Here is a 23915-nt window from a genome sequence, read left to right as displayed (position 1 = left end):
TAGAGGTAGGATGTCAAGAAGTCCCAATAGATTGATAGTTTGAAAAATAGTCTTATTTTTTATTGTGATTCCATTTCATAGCTTCTACTTTTATAAAAAACACAAACAATAGAAGAGAGCACAATCATTTTTATATACTTTAGGATGAATAAAGAATAAGTGGTTTCCACTCTAGTCGGACACTTTCCGCGATGGCTTGTACCCCGTTTGTGATGTCTTTTCTGCCTCACTCATCCCTCAGGAATCGCCGACTTTCACTCCAATCAACAAAGTGACAAATGTTCGTTTCTAGTGGATCAGGAAACCTGTATGAAGATAAATTAAAAAAGCTAGGTTATACTATAATAATGACTTAATTGACATCCCTTGAATTGCCACATACATTACGCACAATGTAAGGGTTAGTTTGGTTTGGTTAACTATTATAAACTAAAATTTAATTGATTTAACATGAGATATATGTTAAAAAAGTAGAAGCATTTTATCCCGTAATGCATAATGAGAGGATTTGAATTTCAATATGAATGATAATTTTTGGCGTGATTTACCGCGACCATTTTTTGTACTAGCACCAATGGAAGATGTGACGGATGTTGTTTTTCGACATGTAGTAAGTAAAGCTGGTAGACCGGATGTGTTTTTTACAGAGTTTACAAACACGGAGAGCTATTGTCATCCAGAGGGACAGAAAAGTGTTCGTGGACGATTGATTTTTACAGAGGACGAACAGCCAATGGTTGCACATATATGGGGAGATAAGCCTGAACATTTCCGACAAATGAGTATTGGTATGGCCGAGCTAGGCTTTAAAGGCGTAGATATTAATATGGGCTGCCCAGTACCAAATGTGGCAACTAGAGGGAAGGGAAGCGGCCTTATCTTACGCCCGGATGTCGCTGCAGAAATTATACAAGCAGCAAAAGCGGGAGGTTTGCCGGTTAGTGTGAAGACAAGGATTGGTTACACGGAGGTAGAAGAGTGGCAGGATTGGCTAACACATATATTGAAACAAGACATAGCTAATCTTTCTATCCATCTGCGTACAAGAAAGGAAATGAGCCAAGTAGATGCCCATTGGGAGCTGATTCCAGAAATCAAAAAATTGCGTGACCGAGTGGCACCAAATACGCTATTAACAATCAATGGAGACATTCCTGACCGACAAACTGGCCTTAAGCTCGTTGAACAATATGGCGTTGATGGGGTTATGATTGGGCGTGGTATTTTCAAAAATCCTTTTGCTTTCGAAAAAGAGCCGAAAGAACATAGTACTTCGGAATACCTTGATCTTCTAAGATTGCAACTGGATCTTCAAGATCAATATTCAGCAGAATTGCCACGTTCAATCACAGCTCTGCATCGCTTCTTCAAAATATATGTCAAAGGATTCCGAGGGGCAAGTGAATTAAGAAATCAATTGATGAACACAAAGTCAACTGATGAAGTGCGAGCATTGCTCAATAACTTTGAATCAAACAATGCTGATTGATGAAAAATAGTAGAATGATATAACTGCAAATAAATAACAACATATTACGCTGTTATAGGACAAGCATATGTATGCATTCATTTAAACTCATCACGAAGTGGTTACATGAATTAGTTTAAAAAGAACGAATTTCCAAAGAGGAAATTCGTTCTTTTTTCTTTATGTTGTAACGTGATACACGGAATTTATCTTAAGTGAAACTTAGAATTTACTTTTGTGTTTACCCTAAATGAATAATAATCAGTTTTTTTAGAAAAAACAAACTTTAGTGGTCTGGGAGTCGTTTAATATAGAGAAAGGAGTTGCAGTCTGTTTGTCGATAAATGATTTAAGAGAGTTAATGCTTCAATATACAGAGCCATTAATACGCTTAGCTTATGGATACGTGAAGGATCTTCAAGCGGCAGAAGATATTGTACAAGAAATATTCATTAAGTTTTATCATCAGCAGAATAATTATGAAGAACGCGGTGAAATGAAGGCTTATCTAACAAAAATGACTGTTAACAAAAGCAAGGATTATTTGAAGAGTTGGGCGTATAAAAAAATTCTGCTTCAAAATAAATTTTTTCCACAAGAAGGTAAAGAGAGCAAGGATGAACTAGTTAGAAAAGATGAGCAAGCTATAATTGGAGACGCCATCCTTAGTTTGCCTTTAAAACATCGGGAGGTTCTCATTCATTTTTATTTTAATGAATGGTCCATTTCAGAAATGGCGCATGTTTTATCTCTCCCAGAAAGTACAGTAAAAACTCGCCTAAGTCGTGGCAGAGAACTATTAAGAAGGCAACTGAAAGAAATTGAATGGGAGGTGTTTTTAAATGAATGACTTTATTCCTCCAAAAATAAAAAAATTAACGGAAAGTAAGAAACGTGTCATACAAAATGTAGAAAGTGCGATTGAAAACAATTTAGGTTCAGTAAAAAATAAATGGAGGTATGTAGTAATAGCCACTATTCTAACCATGTCATTGATGATTTTTGTATTAAACGAAGTACGGACTGAAAATGTTCCTTCTACAGCCGAACAACATATTGGGTTGTCAAAGCCCGCAATCTCCAATGAACAAGGTATGCTTTATCTACAGGGAATCACATTAGGTGATCCACAATCACAGGTTATTAAAATCTTTGGGGAAAATTATACTAAAGAACATGAGGACGGAAGTGGGTCTGATTACGTCATGGTTTACGAAGATAATATGAGATTCTATATTTATCAAAATAAAGTAGAAATGATCTTGTTTAAGAAAGTAGATAAAAATTATTTCTATAAGTTATTTAATAATTATGATGGTTTTAAAGTTGGTTCTTCTGATATAGATGACCATGATTGTTTTATATTTTCGAAAGAGACTAATCATATATTAAAAGCAACTACATCAGTTCCAAATAAAGACCTCTATTTATATCTAACATATGCAGCACCAGAAATTATGGAAAATCCAGATTTTATTGAAGCAGAACGTATATTACAGGATTCCTCGGAATATGTAGCTAAAAATGAAGAGGAACTATCTATTCTGGATTCTGAAGAGGCATATGAAATGTGTAAGAGATTGCTGACTGACTATTATAAAGCGGTATGGAACGGCTCGGATATTGAATTGGGTGCATTTATTGATAACGAAAATCTGAAACAGTATACGCAAAAGAAAATTCAATACCAATTTGACATGTATTCAACGAATAAACTTACTGAAGATTCGGTGAAGAATGTTGATATTGGAACTCGGGGAGTGGATTGGGAAGTGGAGTATACTGATGACGCAGATGGGGGTTTTCTCTATTTAAAATTGCCTGCGGAAATTAAAAATACTGTAGGTAGTTATGGTGAGCCCACTGAATTTCTCGTACGCAATGTAAACGGCAAATTAGTCATTGTTGATTGGTATACGGATGCAAAAGATAGTTATGATTTCATGGTACGTGGAGAAAATCTAACAATTGATAACCCTAATATTTGGGATGATAGTGAATGGGTTAATAAATTAAATAGTAAACAGATTGAATTTTCGGGCTCAATTCGATAGTATTTACAGCTAACTTATCTATCAAAGTTTGTTAATAAAAGCCCAATATGAATCGTGCTATAAACTAATTTCACTTATTAAACAAAGATGCTTTAGTTAAACATGACCATTATTTTTCAATGGTCTATTTTTATAGTAATTGAGTTTATATTGGAATGCGTATGGACATAATTTGATACTAGGAAGGAGAATGATAAAGAAACCAACTATAGAGTTTAAGAAGAAATTTAGTAAGTAAGTAGATAAATATCTTGATACTTTTAAATGTAATTTTCTATTTACAAGTTAATTTATAAAAGACACCTAATTCGATTTAGGTGTCTTTTTTTATAATTCTACTTGTTGTAAAATTGAAGTTTAGTATTTTTTAATGTGGGCGAATGCACAGACGGTAAATCCTTACAAAGCATAACCTAAATCGAGATCAAAAGGAGGAAAAAATAATGACACAATTTAATTACGATCGATATGATGATGATGACTATGAATACGGTTATGACAGTTATGGGAGACGCCGCAGAAGACGACGCCCACGTTATCAATACCCGTTTTTCCCTATATTCCCGTTCTTTCCAATTTACCCACCATACCCACCATACTATCGTTATCCATACTACAACCCACCGTTCAACCGTCCTTATGGCTATTAATATATAAAATGTCTACTCACTAAAACTAGGACCGACAGAATTTTAAGTAAAAATACTGACGGTCCCGTTTCGTTTATTATGTGTTTTTATAAAAGTTAAAAGACATAAAATCCTTATGTTCTAAAGTTTCATAAAGTTTCATCGCGAAAGAAATTCTGTACGACATGCTGGTCCTCCTGATAGGTTTTCAGCGTATAGCCTTCCTTCTGGAGCCATTCAATAATGGATGGAAGTGCCTTTGTCGTCTGGCTTCGATCATGTAGTAGTACTATAATGTCTTGATCTCCAGATTTATATGCCTTCTCCACTTCTGTTTGAACATTTGTTATTATTTCTTTAAATTCCTCATCCTTGTATCTCCAATCGTTAGAGTCTACATCCCAATCCCATAGTTTATAATGCTGTTGTTTCAATTTTTCTTTCATAGGAGTAGTTAGATGTGGCTTACTGCCATAAGGTACACGTATAAGCTTAGAGCTGTGTCCAGTCATCTGATCAATGAGACTTACACCGCTATTAATCTCATCAATAAATGCTTGAGCATTTTTATATACCTTTTCTTTATCGTGGGTCATACTATGTGTTCCAATATAGTGCCCATCGCTAGCAACCGCCTTCACAATTGCCTCATTGTCTTTCATATGCTTTCCTAAAAAAAAGAATGTTCCATTGACATTATATTTCTTTAATATACTGTTATGGGTAGTCGTGAATTTGTTAGGACCATCATCAAAGGTTAGGTAAACGTTAGCTTTAGAGCTTGGAGCAGGTGCTGGAGTTGGAGCAGTCACCTTTTTTCGTTCTAATAATCTATTTATATGTTTTTCTACCACCTTGTGGTCTGAAGCAGCAATACTCAACGTTGGAAACGTTAGAGCGCTTATTAGCAACGATACACAGAAGAGCAATAAAAGCTTTCTCATAAAAATCACCTATTTTCTTCGAATTTTCCATGACTGCATTATTTATATATACTCAGTAGAGAGTCTATTTAGAAGAAAAAAGTGTATTTAATATAAGGAAGTGTTTACATGGAAGATGAACTTTTGAAGATATTTGATGAGGATAAAAATTTCTTAGGAGTAGCAACACGAGAGGAAATACATAAGCTGGGGCATTGGCATGAGACATTTCACTGTTGGTTTATAGGGAGTGACCATGGTGAGAATTACATATATTTGCAACTTCGAAGTGATGCTAAAAAAGATTATCCCAGCCTATTGGATATTACAGCAGCCGGTCATATCCAATCCAATGAAACAGTGGAGGATGGCATACGGGAAGTGGAGGAGGAGCTAGGTATTAAAGTTCCTTTTCATCAACTTAATTCTTTAGGAGTTATTGGTTACACCATCATTTCAGATAAGCTAATTGATAGGGAATTTGCTCATACTTTTGTTTATAGAAATTTTCCATCTTTAGATGAGTTCAACCCTCAATTGGAGGAAGTAGCAGGAATTGTCCGGACAGAATTTCGTGCTTTTGCAGACCTATGGAGGGGAAGAGAAGACGAAATAAAAGTTGAAGGAGTAAAATTTGATGATCAAGGTAATAGTAGTTCCTACATAAGAACTGTAGGAAAAGAAAGCTTTGTACCTCATCCTTCAGCTTATTTTGAAGCAATTATTAAGGGGATAGACGAATTGTTAGAGAGGGAGTAGTTTGGCTATTTATAAATAAAAGGAGCCCATTGTTCAAATTAATGTTACAGTTAAATAGAAATTTTTAAAGATGAGAAGGAGAACAATATGATAGAAGTAAAAACATCTCCATTAAGTAATGGAGAATTCAATAGAGGGGTATTTGCTACGCGCGATATCAAAAAAGGAGAGCTTTTACATGAAGCACCTGTCATTGCCTATCCAAACGAACAGCATCAATACATTGAGCAAACTATAATAGGTGATTACGCTTTTGAGTATGGGATAGGTAAATCTGCCATTCTTTTAGGCTATGGAATGCTATTCAACCATTCGTATGAACCTAATGCTACATATGAGATTAATTTTAGAAATCACACATTTGACTTCTTTGCTTTTACGGATATTAAAGCCGGTGATGAGATTCTCATTAATTATAATGGTGATGTTGATGACAAAGATGAACTTTGGTTTAATAAGGAATCTTAAGAAATCCGTTAGAAATTAACTCAAATCAAAAATCAACCTTAATTAGTTCATAAAATGCCCATCCAGCTCTATGTGAAGTTGGATGGGCATTTGTAATTAGAAACCAAACAGTTGAAGTATAATCCAGCTAGAAGCGTAAAATACCATAAATTGTACTCCAGCACCAATACCTAAAATACGATTTAATAGACCACCAACAGTAGCAACAGTTAATGTTAGTACAATTCCTAAGAGTTGTGCTTCATGATAAGCCAGTAGACATGCCAGCCCAATAAACATAGCAACAATCGCTTCTTGACTAACATATTTTAAAACTAATACAGATGCTTTACGCGCATAATTCATAGAAAATGGATAAGCGATTAAAGAAGCAACAGTAATTCCTATTAGACCAAAAATAAAAAATTCCCATGAAGTTAAATAGGTATGCAAGTTATTAATAGGCTCTACTGTAAACACTGGTGGTGCATTGAATAACGGAGAAGCTGGTCCTAATGCCACTGGACTTAATGGAATACCAAATGCTATTAAAGGAATAATAGCTTCTGCGATATAAGTAGATTCGGTTACCCCATTCATAACTGTCAGACTTGTAGTTGATTTTTTGTAGGCACCCTTCGTTCGAGATCCGACTATTTCTCCCATTAACGATGTCATTCCTACAGGGCTAAATACAAATGTTAATGACGATAAAAATGTGGTGATAGAAGTAAATATGGTCTGTCTTCCTGTAAGTATTTTAAATGGATTTGGAAAATAACCTTTCCAGGACTTTGTTTCTGGTGCTAAATGATATTCATTGGCTTTATCTCTTTGAAGACTTTTTCGAGCACTAGAAGATGCTGCTATTAAAATATCAGATAACATAGGGCCAATCGCAATCCCTAAGAAAAAAGTAATCGATAGATGCTTATCTAATATGGAAAAACTTAATGTATCTAAACTCTTGATAAAAAATGCAAAAGGTATGATTAATAAAACACTGGCCCATTTACCCTTTGAAAAATAGGCAATCAAGAAAGCGGCTATTGTAAAAATTAGGCCAGAAGAAGATTTAAAGAAGTCGGCAAATTGACCCAAAAATTGTCCAAGCAAAACAGCAGTAGGTAATGCGATAAAGGCACCGATGATACCGCCAGAAATCATTTTACGTAAAGCGATATGAGGCATACCCATACGTCTTAAAGTATTCGCATGATCTATTAACGGTACGGCTGTTGTATCACCTGGAATTCCCATTAAAGCAGTGGGAACTGCGTGTGTGAGATGTTTGGATAAAACTGCTGCCATAAAGAACGCAAACACACCCTCGGGAGGGGCACCTAAAAGAATTACAAGCAATGTAATAGGGACCATAATTGCCGTTTCATCAGTCCCAGATATTAAACCAATTACGGAAAATACAATTGCTCCAAGTAAGGCAAATAAAAGTGCAACCAAATAAATACTCATTTGTGATCCTCCCTGTGAGCATTGTTAAAATTAGAGAGAACTCCGAGCTCTTCCAATTCCTTTTTAGTAACAGGATCTTGTTCTATTAAACGCAATTCTTCTTCATAATCCAGTTGAAGGTCTTGAAAAACTTCTCTTAAATTTTCAGAAGATACCTCATCCTCCACAAGAATACGCTTAGGTCTAAATACGGCAGAATTAACGATTAATATTGTGACAGTACCTGCGATGCCTAACAAAAGAGAGTAAGAGTTGACCATTTGAGCTTCAGCAAATTTAGGGAAAATATATTGTCCTAATTTATATCCACCTAGACTAACGAAAACACTAAGAATAATAGAAAAAATGAGTTGTTTACCTGAGATGGTATCCCCTAATATCTCAACGAATTTCACATTGATGTGCTCATCTACTAAACTAGCCTTATTTTTATTGTCCATTCTAACCCTCCTTTTGAATTTCTTCAGTTATTTGCAAGATACGATCGTAGCGTAAATCTTTTTCACTAACGGCTTTTTGAACTATTAAATCAATATTTTCTTTTCTTGCTCCTGCCATTACGGCTAGGTTTTTAGCATGAAGGCGCATATGACCAGTTTGAATTCCTTCTGCTGATAAAGCTCTTAAACTGGCTGCATTTTCCGCTAAACCAACAGAAGCAATGATACCGGCCAGTTCAACAGCTGATGTTACATTCATTATTTTTAAAGCAGCTTTAGCTACTGGATGTGTTTTTGTAGCACCACCAATTATTCCAACTGCCATGGGAAGTTCTATAGAACCTACTAAATTTCCTTCCTCATTCATCTCCCATGTTGTTAAAGAACGATATCTTCCAGATTTGGCAGCATAAGAATGAGCGCCAGCTTCGACTGCTCTAGTATCGTTGCCAGTTGCTAGAACAACAGAGGTGATTCCATTCATTATCCCTTTATTATGAGTTGCGGCTCTATAAGGATCAGCATCAGCAAATTCGTAAGCGCTTACAATGTTTTTCACTACTTCAGGTCCTCCAAGAGACTCTGCAGAGAACACACCTCTTGCTCTAATTAAACGTTTATCCGCAAGGTTAGTAATTATTTTTAATACGACACGTCCTCCTGTAATTTTTTCTATTAGGGGAGAGACAGCCTCAGCCATTGTGTTAACCGCATTGGCTCCCATGGCATCTTTAGTGTCTACGATTAAATGTATTACAAGCATAGTTTCTCTTACTGTATTTATAAGATGAACCTCTAAATCCTTTGCTCCGCCTCCTAATTTTACTAATGTTGGATCTTGCAGATTACAGTTAGCTAGTATTTCTTCTTTATTTTCATAGATTCTGGCTTTAGCTCCGTGTGGATCTAATATATCCAGTACTTGAATTTGTCCCCGCATGATAGTTCCAGTAGAAGAAGTAAAGAACCCTCCTAAATCATAAGCAGCTCGAGCAGCGTTACTTGCAGCAGCTATTACAGAAGGCTCTTCTGTAGCCATTGGGACAAAAACGTCGTTTCCATTTATTTTGAAATTAGCTGCTACTCCCAAGGGAATACTAAATTGACCGATAACATTTTCAACCATAGAATCAGCTAACGCCATAGGAAATGCTTTATTACCAGTGAGTATATTTGTTTCCTCATCTGTTAACCCCTTATTATGTATAACGATTTCTAACCTTTCTTCTAACGTTAATTGATAAAAACCCCTTATTCTAGAACTAGACATATAAAACTCCCCTTTCAATATACTTCCATTCAACAAAGTTGAATGGCATTATACTCAATGTATAATAATATATATCTTTTGTAAAGTTAATATGCTATTTGTTCTGAATTTTTATAATAATTTATTTCATTGGTTTTCAACGTAAACTGTTAAGACTGTTGTATGGCTTTTACTGTTGGAAAGAAAAATATGAGGCTTTTTCCCAGAGAAATATGCTGAGTCACCAGCTGTCATCTCGTACTTTGTTCCATCGTAAAGTAGATGGATGGAGCCTGTAAGGATGAAGATAAATTCATCGTTTTCATGTATATAGGGTTCTATGTTTTCGGCTCCTGGTAAAACAGTTACGATAGTTGGGCTGATTATGCTCATATTTTTTTTGTTGGCAAGTAATTCATATTCATATCCGATCTCATTCTTCTCATCTATTGCTTCACGTTTGTCTTTTCGAACAATAGATAATTCCCCATGTTCCTCTTGCTCGATAAACCAAGAAGTAGGGCTATCAAGGGCTTTTGCTATGTTAGAAAGGGTTACTAGAGTTGGGGTCGTTAAGCCGTTTTCAATTTTTGATATATGACTCTTAGTAATCCCAGCTAAATCAGCTAAAACTTGTTGAGTCATTTTTTTCTTTGAGCGAACACTTTTTATTTTCTTTCCTATATCTTTACTATTCATATTAGGCACCTTCTCCTGGATTATAATGAAACTCTTTTTAAGTATAACAACTTAATATGAGAGGGCGTACCTATTAATTGAATTGGATAAATAGAAAAGCCAGCTTCTATTGTGAGAAGCTGGCTACAATACCTATTCTAATATTTTTATTGTTACGTTTTTACGTCCCCATTTATAAGCTTCACTTGTAGTCGAGAAAAATACGTCGATTTTATTCCCTTTAATGGCTGATCCGGTATCGCCTGCTACAGCGTAACCATAGCCCTCCACGTGAACTTTAGTTCCAATCGGAATTACATCTGGGTCAACAGCTATGACTTTAACGTCTGGGTTCTTCTTAAGATTGATACCAGAGCTAGTTATTCCTGTACAACCATTACACTTGGCAGTAAATGCACTTGCTGAAACCGTGAATTCCTTTACTACTTTGTCACTAGTATTAGTTCTAGAAGGTGTTTTGGATTTTTCTTTAGATGTAGGAGTTATTGATAGTTTCTGGTTTGGCTTAATATCGTCTGTAGTTAAGTTATTCCATGTTTTTAAGTTTTTAATAGAAACTTTATATGTCTTAGAAATTTTGTATAATGTTTCTCCTTTTTTTACTGTGTGAGTTGTTGCTGCGAAAGCAACATTTACTCCACTGACCAATAGTACTATTGTAATGATAAGTGATCCTAATATTTTCTTCAAATACACTATCCCCCTGCTATTTAGTCTAAACATATAGTATCAGTTGAATGTTACAAGTGTATTACAAGGGATTACCATTATCATTACAATTGACAGTATTTTCAGTAAAAATATAAAAAACCGAAAAATCATGCTACCAAACCTTTTTGCCGAGTACATCTAATAGGTCTTATTCATTATTTCGACCAGTCAATAAGACCGGTGAATACAGTAGTAGCAGGACCGGTCATGTATACAGTGTCATCTGTATAACGAATAATCAGTTCTCCGCCTGTTAGTTTGACAAGGATATCAGTATTTTTATCGCAATATCCATTTAACACAGAAGCAACCACTGCTGCACAAGCTCCTGTTCCGCATGCCAAAGTTTCTCCACTTCCGCGCTCCCAAACTCGCATTTGTATAACATTTCGATTCTCGATTTGAATAAACTCAGTATTCACACCCTCTGGAAACATAGGATGATGTTCAAATTTTGGTCCAATAGTTGGGAGGTCTAGTAGGTGAATGTCGTCACTGAATATTACACCATGGGGATTGCCCATAGATACTGGAGTTATTGAATACGTATGATCTTCGATGGTGATTGGATAATTAACCTGCATAGTCTGGTCCTTGACTACTATAGGGATATTGAAAGGTTCTAATATGGCCTGCCCCATATCTACAGTAGCAGTCTTCATTTTCCCATTCTCTATATGTAATTCAATTTTTTTCAATCCGCTCAATGTTTCTATATGAAGAGTTTCTTTTCGTACGATGTCGTTGTCATACACATATTTCGCTACACAACGGATGGCATTTCCGCACATTTTCCCTTCACTGCCATCTATATTGAACATCCGCATTTTTGCATCTGCCACATCAGAAGGGCATATTAAAACAATTCCATCTCCGCCTATGCCAAAATGACGATTGGAAATATCCTTGCTTAATGCTTCGGGATTTTCTATTTTATTTTCAAAGCAATTGATATAAATGTAATCATTTCCACAGCCATGCATTTTCGTAAAAGGTATCATCATTTTTTAGCCTTCTTCCAGTTGTGATTTGTTCTATTATAAGTTTGAGGAAGTTAAGTGGTCAACATGACTGGTATATTCATTTTATGTAAAATGTTCAGATTTTACGTAATTTGAATAAAATAACCAATGTGGTTAATTAGATAATTTGAAAGGGGAGTGCTCGTATTAAAGAGTTTGTCGTTTATCAAAGTAAAAGAAAGCAGTTAATGTTTGTTTTGATGGGAATTCTGATGGTTGTGGCTTGTGTATTCCTTCTTACTACAAGCTTTGAAGAGGATAATTTTCAAAAGTTAGTCCTTATGGGAATTGGTGGTATAGGGACAATATTTTTTGGCTTTTGCTTGGGCTTTATTATCAAGCAACTAATCGTAGGGAAAAAACTAGTCGTTGTAAATGAGGAAGGATTTTATGATTTTTCTTCAGCGATTGCTAGTAAGCAACTTGTGGAATGGGGAGGGGTTAGAGAAATAGGTATTTTCTCGATATCAGGACAGTCCTTTATTACAGTACACTTATTTGATGGAGATGCTTACATAGAATCACTGCCTTCCATTAAAAGAGGGGCTATACGTGCTAACCTAAGATTAGGCTCTGGTCATATTAATATTAATATATCAACAGCTAAAGGCGTAACAATAGAAGAGTTGCTACAAGTGATGAGCGGTTTTTACTTAGCATATTTAAAGCAATTACCAGAAGTTGAGGTAGAAACAGTTAGGTCATAATATTTTTAAGACTCAAATGAGGCTTTCATATATGAACCTACCCTCTGAAGTCAAATGAAGAAAAGAAAGGTACGTTACCTTTATCTTTTCTCCATTTACTTACTTTGGGAAAACGCACTTGAATTTTATTTATGGAGTTTTAACACTAAATGTGTCTCCACCTTTAATTGTTCCATTTTCAAAGCCTTTATAGAACCATTTCTTCCGCTGTTCTGATGTTCCATGGGTGAAGCTTTCAGGTACCACATAGCCACGAGCTCTTTTTTGAATAGTGTCATCTCCAACGGCACTAGCTGCAGTAAGTGCTTCCTCTAAATCGCCCTCTTCTAGTAAATCCATTCCTTGAGCATGCTTTGCCCAAACCCCTGAGTAATAATCAGCCTGCAGCTCGAAGCGAACAGAATATTGATTGTATTCCTCTTCACTTAACTCTTGTCTAAGGGAGGATAGCTCATTGCTTTTACCTAGAAGGGTTTGAACATGGTGTCCAACCTCATGCGCTATAACGTATGCCATTGCAAAATCTCCTGGGGCATTGAACTGCGTTTGAAGCTCCTTGTAGAAGCTTAAGTCTATGTAAAGCTTTTGATCACCCGGACAATAAAACGGACCTACAGAAGCACCAGCTGTTCCACAGGCAGAATTTACACTATTCGTATATAAAACAAGTGTTGGTTCCTCATATTTAAGTCCGTTTTCTTGAAAGATTTTTGTCCATACCTTTTCTGTGTCTGCTAATACAACCGAAACAAATTCAACAAGCTCTTTTTCCTCTTCAGTTTCCTCATAAGGAACCGAGCTGTTAGTTGTTTCGTTACCGCCTAAATTTCCTAACAGCTCATCGGGATTTCCTCCGAGTAGCGTAACTAATAGTACTATAATTAATCCGAAACCACCGCCAATGCCAGCTATTGCTTTTCCGCCACTCATTCCACGACGGTCCTCTACGTTTGAACTCCGTGTACGACCTCTATATTTCATACCCTTCACCGCCTATTTAAATTCTTCTATATTCTTATACCCATTTAGCTAAAAGAATAGGCATCCAAATGATGGTGTTTGAATTATAATGAAGGAAAGGGGGATATGATTATGTTGATAAAGCCGAAAATGCTTCAACCGGGAGATAAGATTGCAACCATTAGTCTATCGTGGGGTGGAGCAGGAGAACCTGATTTAAGATGGAGATATGAGCAAGGTGTAGAAAGATTAGAAAAGGTATTTGGCTTGGAAGTAGTAGCTATGCCAAATAGTTTGAAGGGATCAAATTATTTATATGAAAGTCCACAGGCACGTGCAGAGGATTTGATGAATGCATTTAAGGATACATCGATAAAAGGAATTGTATCGAATATTGGAGGCAGTGATAGCATAAGATTGCTACCTTACATAGATTTTGAAGTAATCCGAGAAAACCCTAAAGTTTTTATTGGATATTCCGATGCTACTGTGACCCATTTATTTTGTCATAAGGCAGGGATTACTTCTTTTTATGGGCCAGCTATTCTGACTGATTTTGCAGAGAATGTAGAGATGCATGAATACACCATAGAATCTTTGAAAAAGACGCTATTCTCTAATGAAGTGATTGGAGAAATTAAACCGTCACCATTGTGGACTAGTCAACGATTGGAATGGGCTATTGAAAATAAGTATATAAGCCGTGAGATGAATGAAGATGAAAAAGGCTACGAATTGCTGCAGGGTAAAGGTATTGTAAATGGCAGACTAATCGGTGGCTGTATTGAGGTGTTGGAGTTTGCGAAAGGCACTTCGCTTTGGCCAGATAAATCTTATTTCAAGGATTCTATACTATTTTTTGAAACCACTGAGGATTTACCTCTTCCATCTAATATCGAATACTGGCTTCGAAATTATGGAACCCAAGGGATACTGCAAGAAGTAAAAGGTATTATTTTTGCAAAGCCTCAGCACGAAAAGTATTATGAAGAATACAAAGAATCCATTATTACGATTATGAATGAGCTTGGATTAAATGATTTGCCGATTTTATATAATTTAAACTTTGGCCATACAGAACCTAAATTTGTTATACCATATGGAGCAATGGCAGAAATTAATTGTGAGGAAGTAAAGTTTTCAATTATAGATAGTGGAGTTGAGTAATAGATGTCTTCTTATGTAGTTGTGGGTGGTGGAATCCTTGGCGCTTCCACCGCCTATCATCTTGCAAAAAACGGTGTGAAAGTAACTTTGGTTGATCGTCAGGACAAAGGTCAAGCCTCAGCAGCCGCAGCAGGAATTATATGTCCATGGATTTCTCAGAGAAGAAATAAAAAATGGTACGAGCTTGTGAAAAATGGCGCTAAATATTATAAACAGCTAGTGATAGAGCTAGAGGAACTAGGTGAAACTGCTACAGGTTATAAGCAAGTAGGAGCTATTGCTCTACAAAATGATGAAAAAAAACTGCAAAAAATGTTAGAAAGATCAATGGAGAAAAGATTAGATGCACCTGAAATTGGGGAGTTGAGAATCCTATCTCCGGTAGAAACGAAAGAAAAATTTCCTGTCATCTCAGAGGATTACCATTCACTTTATGTGGAAGGAGCAGCTCGAGTAGATGGTATGGCAATGAGAGATGCTTTAACTAGTGCTGCAAAAAAACTAGGAGCAGAGGTCGTATATGGCGATGCTGTATGGAAGGACAATAAGCTATTTATAGACGAGATGGCCATAAATGCAGAAGCAATTATACTCACCAGTGGGGCTTGGGGAAATGAGATTCCCTCTGTATTAGGTTTAGATTTAAATGTGACCTTTCAAAAGGCGCAAATAATGCATTTCCAACTAGAGAATTTGTCTACTGGAGAATGGCCGGTAGTTCTGCCTCCAACCAATCAATATATGCTAGCCTTCGAAAATGGACAAGTGGTAGCAGGCTCTACTTATGAAGAGCATACTGACTATGATATTAGCGTAACAGAAGAAGGTAAAAAAGAACTGCTAGAAAATGCATTTAGTATTGCAAAAAGCCTAAAAGATGAGAAAATAAAGGAAGTAAGAGTTGGTTTTCGTCCGTATACACCTGACTTTTTACCTGTATTTGGTAAATTGAAAGGGCAGGACGGTATTTATTTTGCAAACGGTTTAGGGGCTTCTGGTTTAACGGCTGGACCATTCGTAGGTTCGGAACTAGCTAAACTAGTATTAGGAAAAGAAACAGTGCTGGATCCTGAAAAATATACACCTAATTAGACTAGGCGTGGGGGAAGAGAAATGAGTTACTTACAAACAGAAGAAGTTAATGACATGACCGTAGTGGAAGCTTTGGAAAAAAACTTGGCAATTATTCGTTTTGATATGGATCGAAGAGTGGCATTTGTAAATGAGAATTTTGCAAAAGAACTTAAGTATACAGTAAGTGAAGTTATGGGGATGCATCACCGAGAATTCTGCTTTCCAAGCTTTGTGAACAGTCCGTCGTATGAAATGCTTTGGAAGGATCTGTTTGCAGGTAAGTCATTTTTTAATAAGGTAGAAAGAAAAGACAAGCATGGTAACAGTGTGTTTCTAGAAGCTTCTTATATGCCTATTTTTGGTAGTAATGGCAAGGTGCTTGGCGTCACCAAAGTAGCTACTAACGTAACGGAGCGCCATCAAATTTTAATGGGTGTTACAGAAGAGCTGAAGCATATGTCTGAGAATTTGAGCAACCGAGCAGAAGTAGGTATTAAAAGAAGTGAAAACCTTCTGGAAAGAATAGATGAAATAGCTGCTGGTTCTAAGGAAAACACCACTACATTAGATAATCTGCAAAAACAGGCCGATTCGATTAAAGGAATAGTTCAGACCATTAGGGAGATTGCTGCACAAACTAATCTTTTAGCATTAAATGCAGCAATTGAGGCAGCAAGAGCTGGAGAGCATGGACGTGGTTTTAATGTAGTGGCTCAAGAGGTTCGTAAGCTAGCTGGAAGAGTTGAGGCTTCCATCGTAGAAGTAAGAGAAAATATTGAAGGAATAGCGAAGCAGGTCGATAAGGTAACTGCGAGCAATAGCTACTCGCAGACAGTTATAGAAAAAAGCCAACAGGAGATACGAACTGCATTAGACGAGTTCAAGGATATTTCTACTGCATCTGAAAAACTCGAAAATCAGACTGCGGAATTCAGCAAACTTATTTAAACTTGTTTATAAGAAGAGGAACTTCAGCTAAATCTTCTATCACATAATCGGCAGAAGGAGCGGGCCAGTATTCATCCCTTTTCCAAATTGTTTTGAGTCCGACTGTTTTCGCAGCAATTATGTCGTTCGCAGGGTGATCGCCTATATATACAGCTTCTTCTGCTTTAACACTAAGCTGCCTAAGTGCCTTTTCAAAAATACGTGGATCGGGTTTTTTCATTTTCTCCCATTCAGAAATTAATATAGTATCAAAATAAGTATTGATTTTTAAAGAAAAAATATTATTCATTTGAAACTGTCCCTTTCCATTGCTGATTATTCCGAGCGATAGGGACAGTTTTTTTAATTGCTCTAGCATGGATATTAGATTGGGAAAGGGTACACAATATGTATGGAAGTTAGTTATGTAATGATTTAATAATTCTTGTTGGGAGATGCTCTGAATATTAAATTCTTGAATTAGAGATGCATAGACGAAATCTTTCCAATTATAACCTCGATTATCTAATTCTATAAAACGAGTAGAGAAATCTTCCTTTTGAATATGGTCAAAATGGGTGTATAGTTCGTCGTATTGCCAAGAAATAAATCTTTTTAATGACACATCTCTATTCAACATAGTACCATCTAAATCAAAAATCACGGCTTTGATCAATATATAGACTCCTTATTGTTTAATGATGATATAAAAACATGATACACTAGTATGTGCTAAAGGAGGTGACGTTTTTGAGTGAGTACTCCATTATTTATATTGAAGTTAAGCGAGAAATTGATTTCTATTTTCAGATGCAGCATATAGAATCTAGCTTTACGTTGCAAATGGACGGTAGGGAGATTGTCTCTGCTCAGCATCAATTTAAATTCCAAAATGTTCACGACATATCTCACAAGCCCTTTTCATTTGGAGGGGGAATCTTATATTTGCATACCAATCAAGGCGTCTTTTCCTACAATATTAAAGAGAACCCCGCTTACTTTATAGAAGCCTTCAAAACATTAAAATCTTCATTCCATTAGAAACCAACCAAAACACATGACCTATTCATGTGTTTTTAAATTGCCTTTAATTGTTACAGGTGCCTGGCACCTGTAACAATACATGTAACAATTGAAATATATGAACAGAATTTTAAGAATGATAGAACTTTTTTATATTATTGTAAAAGAATTTTTCCGTGCTATAATGAGAGCATTCAAATAGTACCTACTCGTATAATCTCAGGAATATGGCCTGCAAGTTTCTACCGACTTACCGTAAACAAGTCGACTATGAGTGACAATGGATAAAGGAATTGGGACACAAAAGTGTAACCATTTCTTTTATTATTCGATTAATAACTCGAATGACATTGCTCCACTCGTAAGGATGGAGCTTTGTCATTCGAGTTTTTTTGTATCCCAAATATAAGGAAAGAAGGAATTCCAGTGAAATTATTAAAGGATAAAATTGTAGAAGAAGGTAAGGTTTTATCGAAAGATGTTTTAAAGGTGGATGCATTTTTAAATCATCAAATTGATCCTGTAATTATTAAAGCTATAGGAGAAGAGATAGCAGACCGATTTGCAGAAGCTGGAATAACAAAAATTTTAACGATTGAGTCTTCAGGGATTGCTCCTTCTATGTTTGCAGGTTTAGAGCTTGGTGTTTCTGTTGTTTTTGCAAGGAAAAGTAAGTCTGTGACCCTTTCCGGAAATTTGCTTACGTCTAAAGTTCATTCCTTTACTAAAAATGTGACAAGCGATATTTCGGTATCTAAGGATTTTCTTCAAGAGGGTGACGTCGTGTTAATCATCGATGACTTCCTTGCTAATGGACAAGCAGTTCTCGGATTGCTTGAGATTATTGATCAGGCTGGAGCAACTACAGCTGGTGTTGGAATTGTGATTGAAAAAGGATTCCAACCAGGGGGAAAACTAATTCGTGAAAAAGGTATTCGTGTAGAATCTCTTGCTATCATTAAATCCTTGGAAAATGGAACTGTAGAATTTCTAGAAGGAACACCTACATATGAATAATATATTTAAAAATACTACACTTGGCTTACAGCATGTGCTTGCTATGTATGCAGGAGCAGTAATTGTTCCGCTAATCGTAGGGGGAGCTCTTGGTCTTAGTTCAGAGGAATTAACATATTTAGTTGCCATTGACATTCTAATGTCTGGTGTCGCGACCATTTTGCAAGTTATGAGCAATCGATTTTTCGGTATTGGTTTGCCAGTCGTGCTAGGATGTACATTTACTGCAGTAGGACCAATGATTGCAATTGGAGAAGAATACGGAATATCTTCTATTTATGGTGCTATTATTGTTTCCGGAATAGTTGTTATTTTAATCAGCGGCTTTTTTGGTAAGCTAGTTAGGTTCTTCCCACCAGTAGTAACTGGTTCAGTAGTAACTATTATAGGAATCACCCTAATCCCTGTAGCTATTAACAACATGGGTGGTGGCGATGGGGCAGAGGATTTCGGTTCCATTCAAAACGTTCTATTATCATTTGGTACATTAATATTTATTGTATTGTTATACCGTTTCTCTACTGGTTTTATAAAAGCTATTTCTATATTAATAGGTATTATTGGAGGAACAGTTGCTGCTTATTTTATGGGTATTTTAGACTTTACTGCGGTAAAAGAAGCTGATGTGTTCCATATGATCCAGCCATTATATTTTGGGATGCCGACTTTTGAGTGGTCTCCTATTATTACCATGACATTAGTAGCTATTGTTTCATTAGTAGAGTCAACTGGGGTATATTTTGCTCTAGGGGATATGCTAAATAAAAAAATTCAAAAGGAAGACTTAACTAAAGGGTATCGTGCTGAAGGAATTGCTGTTTTACTAGGCGGTATCTTTAACTCGTTTCCATATACTACATTTTCACAAAATGTTGGGCTTATGCAAATCTCTGGTGTTAAAACACGTAAAATTATTTACATCGCGGGTGGGATGCTAATATTCCTAGGATTTATACCTAAGATTTCTTCCCTTACTACCATTATTCCAGAGGCAGTATTAGGAGGGGCTATGATTGCCATGTTTGGTATGATTGTTTCTCAAGGAATTAAGATGCTAAGTACTATTATTGCAGACTCAGAATCACCTGATAATGCAATGATTATTGCATGTTCAATAGGTATCGGCTTAGGAGTTACGGTAGTACCTGACTTATTTGTGTCCTTACCTGACAGTGTGCAAATTTTGACGAGTAACGGAATTGTGGCAGGAAGCTTCACAGCTATCGTATTGAATATATTATTTAATATGATCCCTACTAGAAAGAAAATATAATAGATTCAGAATAATCAATGCTTCTCCTCCAATAATGCTGTATGATAAAAATAACAACATGTATTGGAGGAGTATTTATGTTAGTCACTACAACGCCTACTATTGAAGGAAAAACAATTGAAACGTATCATGGCATAGTGTCTGGAGAGGCCATTATGGGAGCAAATGTCGTACGAGATCTCTTTGCCTCAGTTACAGATATTGTTGGAGGTAGAAGCTCTGCCTATGAAAATAAATTATCCCAAGGTCGTGAAATTGCAATAGAGGACATGAAGACCCTTGCTAGCAAGTTTGGAGCTAATGCTGTAATTGGTGTAGATCTTGATTTTGAAACAATCCGTGAGGGCATGATGATGTGTGTGGCAACTGGAACTGCCGTTACATACAGAGACTAATTGGTTACAGTCAAAAGTCGTAAACCCATCCTAGGGTTTATGACTTTTTTATTTTTGCCGAGTTCTTTCTTCCTAATAAAATCAGATCAAACTTAATAGAATATAGTCTGCTATATTTTTTAAAATACTATAGAACTATATAAAAATCTATTCCGTATGTCGAAATAATATGGGAGATAGCGTTTAATTTATAATTTGAGAGGTAAACATCATGAGAATTAGAGATTGGAATCGTAGTTTACAGGTTCGTTTATTTGGTGAATTTTTTAGTAATTTAAGCTTTTGGATGGTCTTTCCGTTTTTAGCTATATACTTTGCGGATGAGTTTGGGGCAAGTATGGCAGGATTGCTGCTTGTCATATCCCAAATATTTTCCGTTGGTGCTAATTTAATCGGTGGTTATTGTGCGGACCGATTTGGTAGAAGGACGATGTTATTTTTTTCTGCAACCGCAGAAGGTTTTGCTTTTATTTTATTTGCCTTCGCCAATTCACCTTGGTATGAATCACCGACACTTAGCTTCGTAGCCTTCACTATCGCAGGTATGTGTGGTTCATTTTATCACCCGGCAAGTCAAGCAATTGTTGCTGATGTTGTGCCAGAAAAGGATCGCAGTACGGTTTTTTCCGTATTCTATACATCTATTAATATATCTGTCGTAATTGGACCGATAGTAGGGGCAGTCCTATTCTTTAATCATCGCTTCTTATTGCTTTTAGTATCAGGTATTCTCTTCTGTTTAGTAGGCTTAGCATTACGTTTTCTGACGGAGGAAACATTACCAGATGAGGTAAAACAACAGTTAAAAGAAAGTGGCGGAAACGGCTGGGTTCAAGTAGTGCTCAACCAAGTGAAGGCATACGGATTGATAGTAAAGGACAAAGTGTTTTTCCTATTTATAATAGCTGGGATTTTGCTAGCGCAGACGTATATGCAGCTAGATATGCTTATTCCTGTTTATATGAAGGATGCCATTGATGTCCAGGTTCTTGGTAATTTATTTGGCAGGGAATGGACAATTACTGGAGAAGGTTCTTTCGGTATTCTGTTATCTGAAAACGGCTTATTAGTAGTCATTTTCACGGTGTTTGTAACTCGTTGGATGACGAAATATCCAGAACACAAGGTATTCTTTTTTTCGTCGCTCTTATATGCTATTGCTATGCTCATCTTCCCAATGACTGCTAACTTCTGGGTTTTCCTGTTTGCTATGGCTGTGTTTACATTAGGAGAACTAGCTACAGTAGGATTGCAGGAAAGCTTTGTATCAAAGCTTGCACCAGAGGATATGCGGGGTCAATACTTTGCGGCAGCTAGCTTACGATACACAATAGGCAGAACAATTGCCCCGCTTGTTTTACCACTTGTTACTTGGATCGGTTTCACTTGGACGTTTGTTATACTAGCAGTACTGGCACTGCTTAGTGGGTTCATATATCTGCTTACGTTCAAGGAATATTATAAAAGACAAGCGAAAAATAATTAAGTTGAAGGGTACTTGTTATATAGTGGTAAGAGCGAGGAAGATAAGCCTTCACTAATATGTAAGAGAAGGAGAGGGCTTTTCGCTCTCTCTTTTTCATTTTCCGATAAATTGGACAAGGGCTGGTCTCCATTGGAGACCAGCCCTTGATTTTGTATGAGGTAAAACATAATCTTTGAATTTTTAAATTTCATCCCGAATGTTCGGGGAATAATTTCCATGAAAGACTTAAGCTTTCAATGCCGCGGTAAATTGTTCCACTGGTTGTCTTCTAACCTAAGCAACGTAAACCCTTCCTGCTTTTACGTCCTTGCGACCCTATAGTCGCTCCAGTGTGAATAAGTATGTTCAAAAACACGTTAGTAGAATGCCAGATTTCTCTTTTATGTCCTACCTAAATTGTTAACAACCTATAATATATCATATTTGTTATTGATGGTCAACAAAATTGTGATAAACTATTCTAAACTATAACAAGGTTGGTGGGAATATGGAAGTTTGGGACATGCTAAATAATTTTAGAGAGAGAACAGGGATGACTCATATTCGAGGTGAAGAAATGGAGGAGGGTACATTTCATGAAGTAGTCCATGTTTGGATTATGAATGATGAAGATCAGCTTTTGATTCAAAAACGTCAGCCATGGAAAAAGGGATGGCCGAATATGTGGGATTGCGCAGCTGCAGGCTCAGTTTTGACAGGAGAAACTACTGAAATTGCAGCAGTGCGAGAAACAAAGGAAGAGCTAGGAATTGATATAGATCTGGAGCAGGCAGATATTTTATTTACGGTCAAATTTCCTAGAGGCTTTGATGACAATTACCTAATAAGAAAGAACGTGAAGATAGAGGATTTAATGCTTCAATACGAGGAAGTGGCAGATGCCAAATGGGCAACTATAGAGGAAATTAGAGAAATGGTTAACCGAGGAGAGTTTATCGCTTATCACATATTAGAAAATGTCTTTGAAATAATTGAATCGAAAATTTCCTTGAGAAAAGCAAAGATGGAAGATGCTGAAGAACTATATGAACTTCAAAAACAAGTTTTCTTACCACTTTATACAAAATATGAGGATCATCAAACAACCCCTGCATTGCAAAGCTTTGAAAGATTCAATGAGCGCCTACTTCAAGGGACATTTTATAAGATTTTAGAGGCTGGTAAATTAGCTGGTAGTGTACATGTGTACAAAACAGCGCCAAATATCATGCGATTACATATGATTAATATTTTAGATAGTTATCAGGGAAGAGGGCTGGCTCAGAACGTGATGAAACGTCTAGAAATGATTTATCCAGAGATTAACAGCTGGGAGCTTGATACAATTCTTCAAGAAGAAAGAAATTGTTATTTATATGAAAAGATGGGCTATGTTCGAAATGGTAAACAAAAGGTTCTCAACGAAAAAATGACCATTATTTCCTACGAAAAGCATGTTGGTCTTGCCCAATTACAATCATTATAGGAGAAGAAGCGATGCCAGAAATTAACCATCAAACGTATATCAAAGCAAGTATAGATAAAGTATATAAAACTCTTTCAACTGCAGAAGGTTGGAACGCTTGGTTCACCAATCAAACTTCTCTTCATATGGAGCAAGACGGCACGGGGGAAATTCGCTTAAAATGGGATGGATTTGGTCAGGAAAAGCTGGAACTAGAGGATGGCGGTAGAATTTTGAGAGCTGTTAGGGACGAATCCTTTGTTTTCCAGTGGTCTCCGGGCGAGTTGGTCACGACCGTGGAATTTAAATTAGAACCGTATCAAAAAGGAACACTTATTATGTTGAAAGAAGTGGGCTATTCCAATTCAGACAAGGATATAAAAGCATGCATTAACTGTGCGGTGGGATGGGGAGAGGCCATGACGCTTCTTAAAATATATTTGGAAGAGGGAATTGTATACAAGGAAGATTTGTAAGGATTAATTATTTGAACACCTTTATTTAAAAGCAAAGCTTAAGCGTAGACAATGTTGAAACTAAGACTTTGTCTACGCTCACCGGATGTCAT

At 36.4% G+C, this 23915-nt stretch carries 25 protein-coding genes and 1 riboswitch; of the genes, 16 read left to right on the top strand and 9 right to left on the bottom strand.

Annotation, left to right across the window (positions count from 1 at the left end; all coding sequences use genetic code 11):
- The first annotated feature begins 520 nt into the window (after positions 1-520).
- From MHB55_RS17370 to MHB55_RS17360, 3 genes are all read left to right on the top strand, one after another.
- Complete coding sequence (locus MHB55_RS17370) at positions 521-1489, top strand: tRNA dihydrouridine synthase (protein ID WP_340863722.1); 969 nt, start codon at positions 521-523, stop codon at positions 1487-1489.
- 313 nt (positions 1490-1802) lie between these two features.
- Positions 1803-2318, top strand: coding sequence for a sigma-70 family RNA polymerase sigma factor (locus MHB55_RS17365; RefSeq protein WP_340863721.1), 516 nt, complete (start codon positions 1803-1805; stop codon positions 2316-2318).
- Entirely contained in the window at positions 2311-3522 is a 1212-nt protein-coding gene (locus tag MHB55_RS17360) for a hypothetical protein (RefSeq protein WP_340863720.1), read from the top strand. Before MHB55_RS17365 ends, MHB55_RS17360 begins: the two co-directional genes overlap by 8 nt.
- 778 nt (positions 3523-4300) lie before the next feature.
- Here the strand turns inward: MHB55_RS17360 and MHB55_RS17355 are convergent.
- Positions 4301-5095 (bottom strand): polysaccharide deacetylase family protein, encoded by a 795-nt coding sequence (locus MHB55_RS17355; RefSeq protein ID WP_151112840.1) that lies wholly within the window; start codon positions 5093-5095, stop codon positions 4301-4303.
- Positions 5096-5203: 108 nt separating this feature from the next.
- Here MHB55_RS17355 and MHB55_RS17350 point away from each other — a divergent pair, with 108 nt between their 5' ends.
- Both MHB55_RS17350 and MHB55_RS17345 read left to right on the top strand, forming a co-directional pair.
- On the top strand, positions 5204-5833 hold the full coding sequence (locus MHB55_RS17350) for an NUDIX hydrolase (RefSeq protein ID WP_340863719.1): 630 nt from the start codon (positions 5204-5206) through the stop codon (positions 5831-5833).
- A gap of 87 nt (positions 5834-5920) precedes the next feature.
- Positions 5921-6301 (top strand): SET domain-containing protein, encoded by a 381-nt coding sequence (locus MHB55_RS17345; protein ID WP_144541244.1) that lies wholly within the window; start codon positions 5921-5923, stop codon positions 6299-6301.
- Between the two features lie 96 nt (positions 6302-6397).
- On the opposite strand, the gene MHB55_RS17340 is transcribed toward MHB55_RS17345, so the two are convergent.
- The 6 genes from MHB55_RS17340 to dapF form a co-directional block, all read right to left on the bottom strand.
- Complete coding sequence (locus tag MHB55_RS17340; RefSeq protein WP_144541242.1) at positions 6398-7753, bottom strand: tripartite tricarboxylate transporter permease; 1356 nt, start codon at positions 7751-7753, stop codon at positions 6398-6400.
- A complete protein-coding gene (locus MHB55_RS17335; protein ID WP_144541240.1) occupies positions 7750-8193 on the bottom strand; it encodes a hypothetical protein in 444 nt (147 codons plus the stop codon). The genes MHB55_RS17340 and MHB55_RS17335 overlap by 4 nt, the downstream gene beginning before the upstream one ends.
- A 1-nt stretch (position 8194) precedes the next feature.
- Positions 8195-9463 carry a hydroxymethylglutaryl-CoA reductase, degradative gene (locus tag MHB55_RS17330; protein WP_154309999.1) on the bottom strand — a complete coding sequence of 423 codons (1269 nt, stop codon included), beginning with the start codon at positions 9461-9463 and terminating at the stop codon, positions 8195-8197.
- Positions 9464-9589: 126 nt separating this feature from the next.
- Positions 9590-10141, bottom strand: a complete 552-nt coding sequence (locus MHB55_RS17325) for a helix-turn-helix domain-containing protein (RefSeq protein ID WP_144541236.1) — start codon at positions 10139-10141, stop codon at positions 9590-9592.
- 132 nt (positions 10142-10273) lie between these two features.
- Positions 10274-10831, bottom strand: a complete 558-nt coding sequence (locus MHB55_RS17320; RefSeq protein ID WP_229654014.1) for a 3D domain-containing protein — start codon at positions 10829-10831, stop codon at positions 10274-10276.
- Between the two features lie 176 nt (positions 10832-11007).
- Positions 11008-11856 (bottom strand): diaminopimelate epimerase, encoded by an 849-nt coding sequence (gene dapF / locus MHB55_RS17315; protein WP_144541232.1) that lies wholly within the window; start codon positions 11854-11856, stop codon positions 11008-11010.
- Positions 11857-12020: 164 nt separating this feature from the next.
- Between dapF and MHB55_RS17310 the strand changes: the two genes are divergently transcribed.
- Entirely contained in the window at positions 12021-12581 is a 561-nt protein-coding gene (locus MHB55_RS17310) for an STM3941 family protein (RefSeq protein WP_340863982.1), read from the top strand.
- A 129-nt stretch (positions 12582-12710) separates the two neighbouring features.
- Here MHB55_RS17310 and ypfJ read toward each other — a convergent pair whose 3' ends face one another.
- Complete coding sequence (ypfJ, locus tag MHB55_RS17305; protein ID WP_151112855.1) at positions 12711-13562, bottom strand: KPN_02809 family neutral zinc metallopeptidase; 852 nt, start codon at positions 13560-13562, stop codon at positions 12711-12713.
- A gap of 111 nt (positions 13563-13673) precedes the next feature.
- Here ypfJ and MHB55_RS17300 point away from each other — a divergent pair, with 111 nt between their 5' ends.
- From MHB55_RS17300 to MHB55_RS17290, 3 genes are read left to right on the top strand one after another with little or no spacing between them, the layout of a single operon-like run.
- Positions 13674-14708, top strand: coding sequence for a S66 family peptidase (locus MHB55_RS17300; RefSeq protein ID WP_154310002.1), 1035 nt, complete (start codon positions 13674-13676; stop codon positions 14706-14708).
- Positions 14709-14711: 3 nt separating this feature from the next.
- The gene (locus MHB55_RS17295; RefSeq protein WP_340863718.1) at positions 14712-15800 is read left to right on the top strand and encodes an NAD(P)/FAD-dependent oxidoreductase; all 1089 of its coding nucleotides are present in this window, start codon (positions 14712-14714) and stop codon (positions 15798-15800) included.
- Between the two features lie 21 nt (positions 15801-15821).
- Positions 15822-16730, top strand: a complete 909-nt coding sequence (locus tag MHB55_RS17290) for a methyl-accepting chemotaxis protein (RefSeq protein ID WP_144541222.1) — start codon at positions 15822-15824, stop codon at positions 16728-16730.
- On the opposite strand, the gene MHB55_RS17285 is transcribed toward MHB55_RS17290, so the two are convergent.
- Positions 16723-17385 carry an HAD family hydrolase gene (locus tag MHB55_RS17285; protein WP_154310004.1) on the bottom strand — a complete coding sequence of 221 codons (663 nt, stop codon included), beginning with the start codon at positions 17383-17385 and terminating at the stop codon, positions 16723-16725. The two genes, MHB55_RS17290 and MHB55_RS17285, sit on opposite strands and share 8 nt — an antisense overlap.
- Positions 17386-17459: 74 nt before the next feature.
- On the opposite strand from MHB55_RS17285, the gene MHB55_RS17280 reads away from it, so the two are divergent.
- The 7 genes from MHB55_RS17280 to MHB55_RS17250 all read left to right on the top strand — a co-directional run bounded on the left by MHB55_RS17280 (position 17460) and on the right by MHB55_RS17250 (position 23823).
- Positions 17460-17750 carry a hypothetical protein gene (locus MHB55_RS17280; protein WP_151112865.1) on the top strand — a complete coding sequence of 97 codons (291 nt, stop codon included), beginning with the start codon at positions 17460-17462 and terminating at the stop codon, positions 17748-17750.
- 171 nt (positions 17751-17921) lie between these two features.
- Positions 17922-18023: riboswitch (purine riboswitch) on the top strand.
- Between the two features lie 135 nt (positions 18024-18158).
- The gene (locus MHB55_RS17275) at positions 18159-18749 is read left to right on the top strand and encodes a xanthine phosphoribosyltransferase (protein WP_144541217.1); all 591 of its coding nucleotides are present in this window, start codon (positions 18159-18161) and stop codon (positions 18747-18749) included.
- Entirely contained in the window at positions 18742-20022 is a 1281-nt protein-coding gene (locus tag MHB55_RS17270; protein ID WP_191697738.1) for a nucleobase:cation symporter-2 family protein, read from the top strand. Before MHB55_RS17275 ends, MHB55_RS17270 begins: the two co-directional genes overlap by 8 nt.
- A 77-nt stretch (positions 20023-20099) precedes the next feature.
- The gene (locus tag MHB55_RS17265; protein WP_144541213.1) at positions 20100-20417 is read left to right on the top strand and encodes a YbjQ family protein; all 318 of its coding nucleotides are present in this window, start codon (positions 20100-20102) and stop codon (positions 20415-20417) included.
- Between the two features lie 211 nt (positions 20418-20628).
- Positions 20629-21903, top strand: a complete 1275-nt coding sequence (locus MHB55_RS17260) for an MDR family MFS transporter (protein ID WP_144541211.1) — start codon at positions 20629-20631, stop codon at positions 21901-21903.
- A gap of 502 nt (positions 21904-22405) precedes the next feature.
- On the top strand, positions 22406-23368 hold the full coding sequence (locus MHB55_RS17255) for a GNAT family N-acetyltransferase (RefSeq protein WP_225321637.1): 963 nt from the start codon (positions 22406-22408) through the stop codon (positions 23366-23368).
- An 11-nt stretch (positions 23369-23379) separates the two neighbouring features.
- The gene (locus MHB55_RS17250; RefSeq protein WP_144541207.1) at positions 23380-23823 is read left to right on the top strand and encodes an SRPBCC family protein; all 444 of its coding nucleotides are present in this window, start codon (positions 23380-23382) and stop codon (positions 23821-23823) included.
- Positions 23824-23915: the final 92 nt, after the last annotated feature.

It is taken from the genome of Psychrobacillus sp. FSL K6-1267, from assembly GCF_038003265.1.
GTDB lineage: Bacteria > Bacillota > Bacilli > Bacillales_A > Planococcaceae > Psychrobacillus > Psychrobacillus faecigallinarum.
Note: the sequence above shows the minus strand (reverse complement) of the source record. Positions and strands in the feature narration are given on the sequence as shown.

Excerpts from the sequence above, each read along its gene's own strand:
- MHB55_RS17370 (WP_340863722.1), top strand. The coding sequence starts at position 521 with ATGAATGATAATTTTTGGCGTGATTTACCGCGACCATTTTTTGTACTA.
- MHB55_RS17360 (WP_340863720.1), top strand. The coding sequence starts at position 2,311 with ATGAATGACTTTATTCCTCCAAAAATAAAAAAATTAACGGAAAGTAAG.
- MHB55_RS17355 (WP_151112840.1), bottom strand. The coding sequence starts at position 5,095 with ATGAGAAAGCTTTTATTGCTCTTCTGTGTATCGTTGCTAATAAGCGCT.
- MHB55_RS17350 (WP_340863719.1), top strand. The coding sequence starts at position 5,204 with ATGGAAGATGAACTTTTGAAGATATTTGATGAGGATAAAAATTTCTTA.
- MHB55_RS17345 (WP_144541244.1), top strand. The coding sequence starts at position 5,921 with ATGATAGAAGTAAAAACATCTCCATTAAGTAATGGAGAATTCAATAGA.
- MHB55_RS17340 (WP_144541242.1), bottom strand. The coding sequence starts at position 7,753 with ATGAGTATTTATTTGGTTGCACTTTTATTTGCCTTACTTGGAGCAATT.
- MHB55_RS17335 (WP_144541240.1), bottom strand. The coding sequence starts at position 8,193 with ATGGACAATAAAAATAAGGCTAGTTTAGTAGATGAGCACATCAATGTG.
- MHB55_RS17330 (WP_154309999.1), bottom strand. The coding sequence starts at position 9,463 with ATGTCTAGTTCTAGAATAAGGGGTTTTTATCAATTAACGTTAGAAGAA.
- MHB55_RS17325 (WP_144541236.1), bottom strand. The coding sequence starts at position 10,141 with ATGAATAGTAAAGATATAGGAAAGAAAATAAAAAGTGTTCGCTCAAAG.
- dapF (WP_144541232.1), bottom strand. The coding sequence starts at position 11,856 with ATGATGATACCTTTTACGAAAATGCATGGCTGTGGAAATGATTACATT.
- ypfJ (WP_151112855.1), bottom strand. The coding sequence starts at position 13,562 with ATGAAATATAGAGGTCGTACACGGAGTTCAAACGTAGAGGACCGTCGT.
- MHB55_RS17300 (WP_154310002.1), top strand. The coding sequence starts at position 13,674 with ATGTTGATAAAGCCGAAAATGCTTCAACCGGGAGATAAGATTGCAACC.
- MHB55_RS17295 (WP_340863718.1), top strand. The coding sequence starts at position 14,712 with ATGTCTTCTTATGTAGTTGTGGGTGGTGGAATCCTTGGCGCTTCCACC.
- MHB55_RS17290 (WP_144541222.1), top strand. The coding sequence starts at position 15,822 with ATGAGTTACTTACAAACAGAAGAAGTTAATGACATGACCGTAGTGGAA.
- MHB55_RS17270 (WP_191697738.1), top strand. The coding sequence starts at position 18,742 with ATGAATAATATATTTAAAAATACTACACTTGGCTTACAGCATGTGCTT.
- MHB55_RS17265 (WP_144541213.1), top strand. The coding sequence starts at position 20,100 with ATGTTAGTCACTACAACGCCTACTATTGAAGGAAAAACAATTGAAACG.
- MHB55_RS17260 (WP_144541211.1), top strand. The coding sequence starts at position 20,629 with ATGAGAATTAGAGATTGGAATCGTAGTTTACAGGTTCGTTTATTTGGT.
- MHB55_RS17255 (WP_225321637.1), top strand. The coding sequence starts at position 22,406 with ATGCTAAATAATTTTAGAGAGAGAACAGGGATGACTCATATTCGAGGT.
- MHB55_RS17250 (WP_144541207.1), top strand. The coding sequence starts at position 23,380 with ATGCCAGAAATTAACCATCAAACGTATATCAAAGCAAGTATAGATAAA.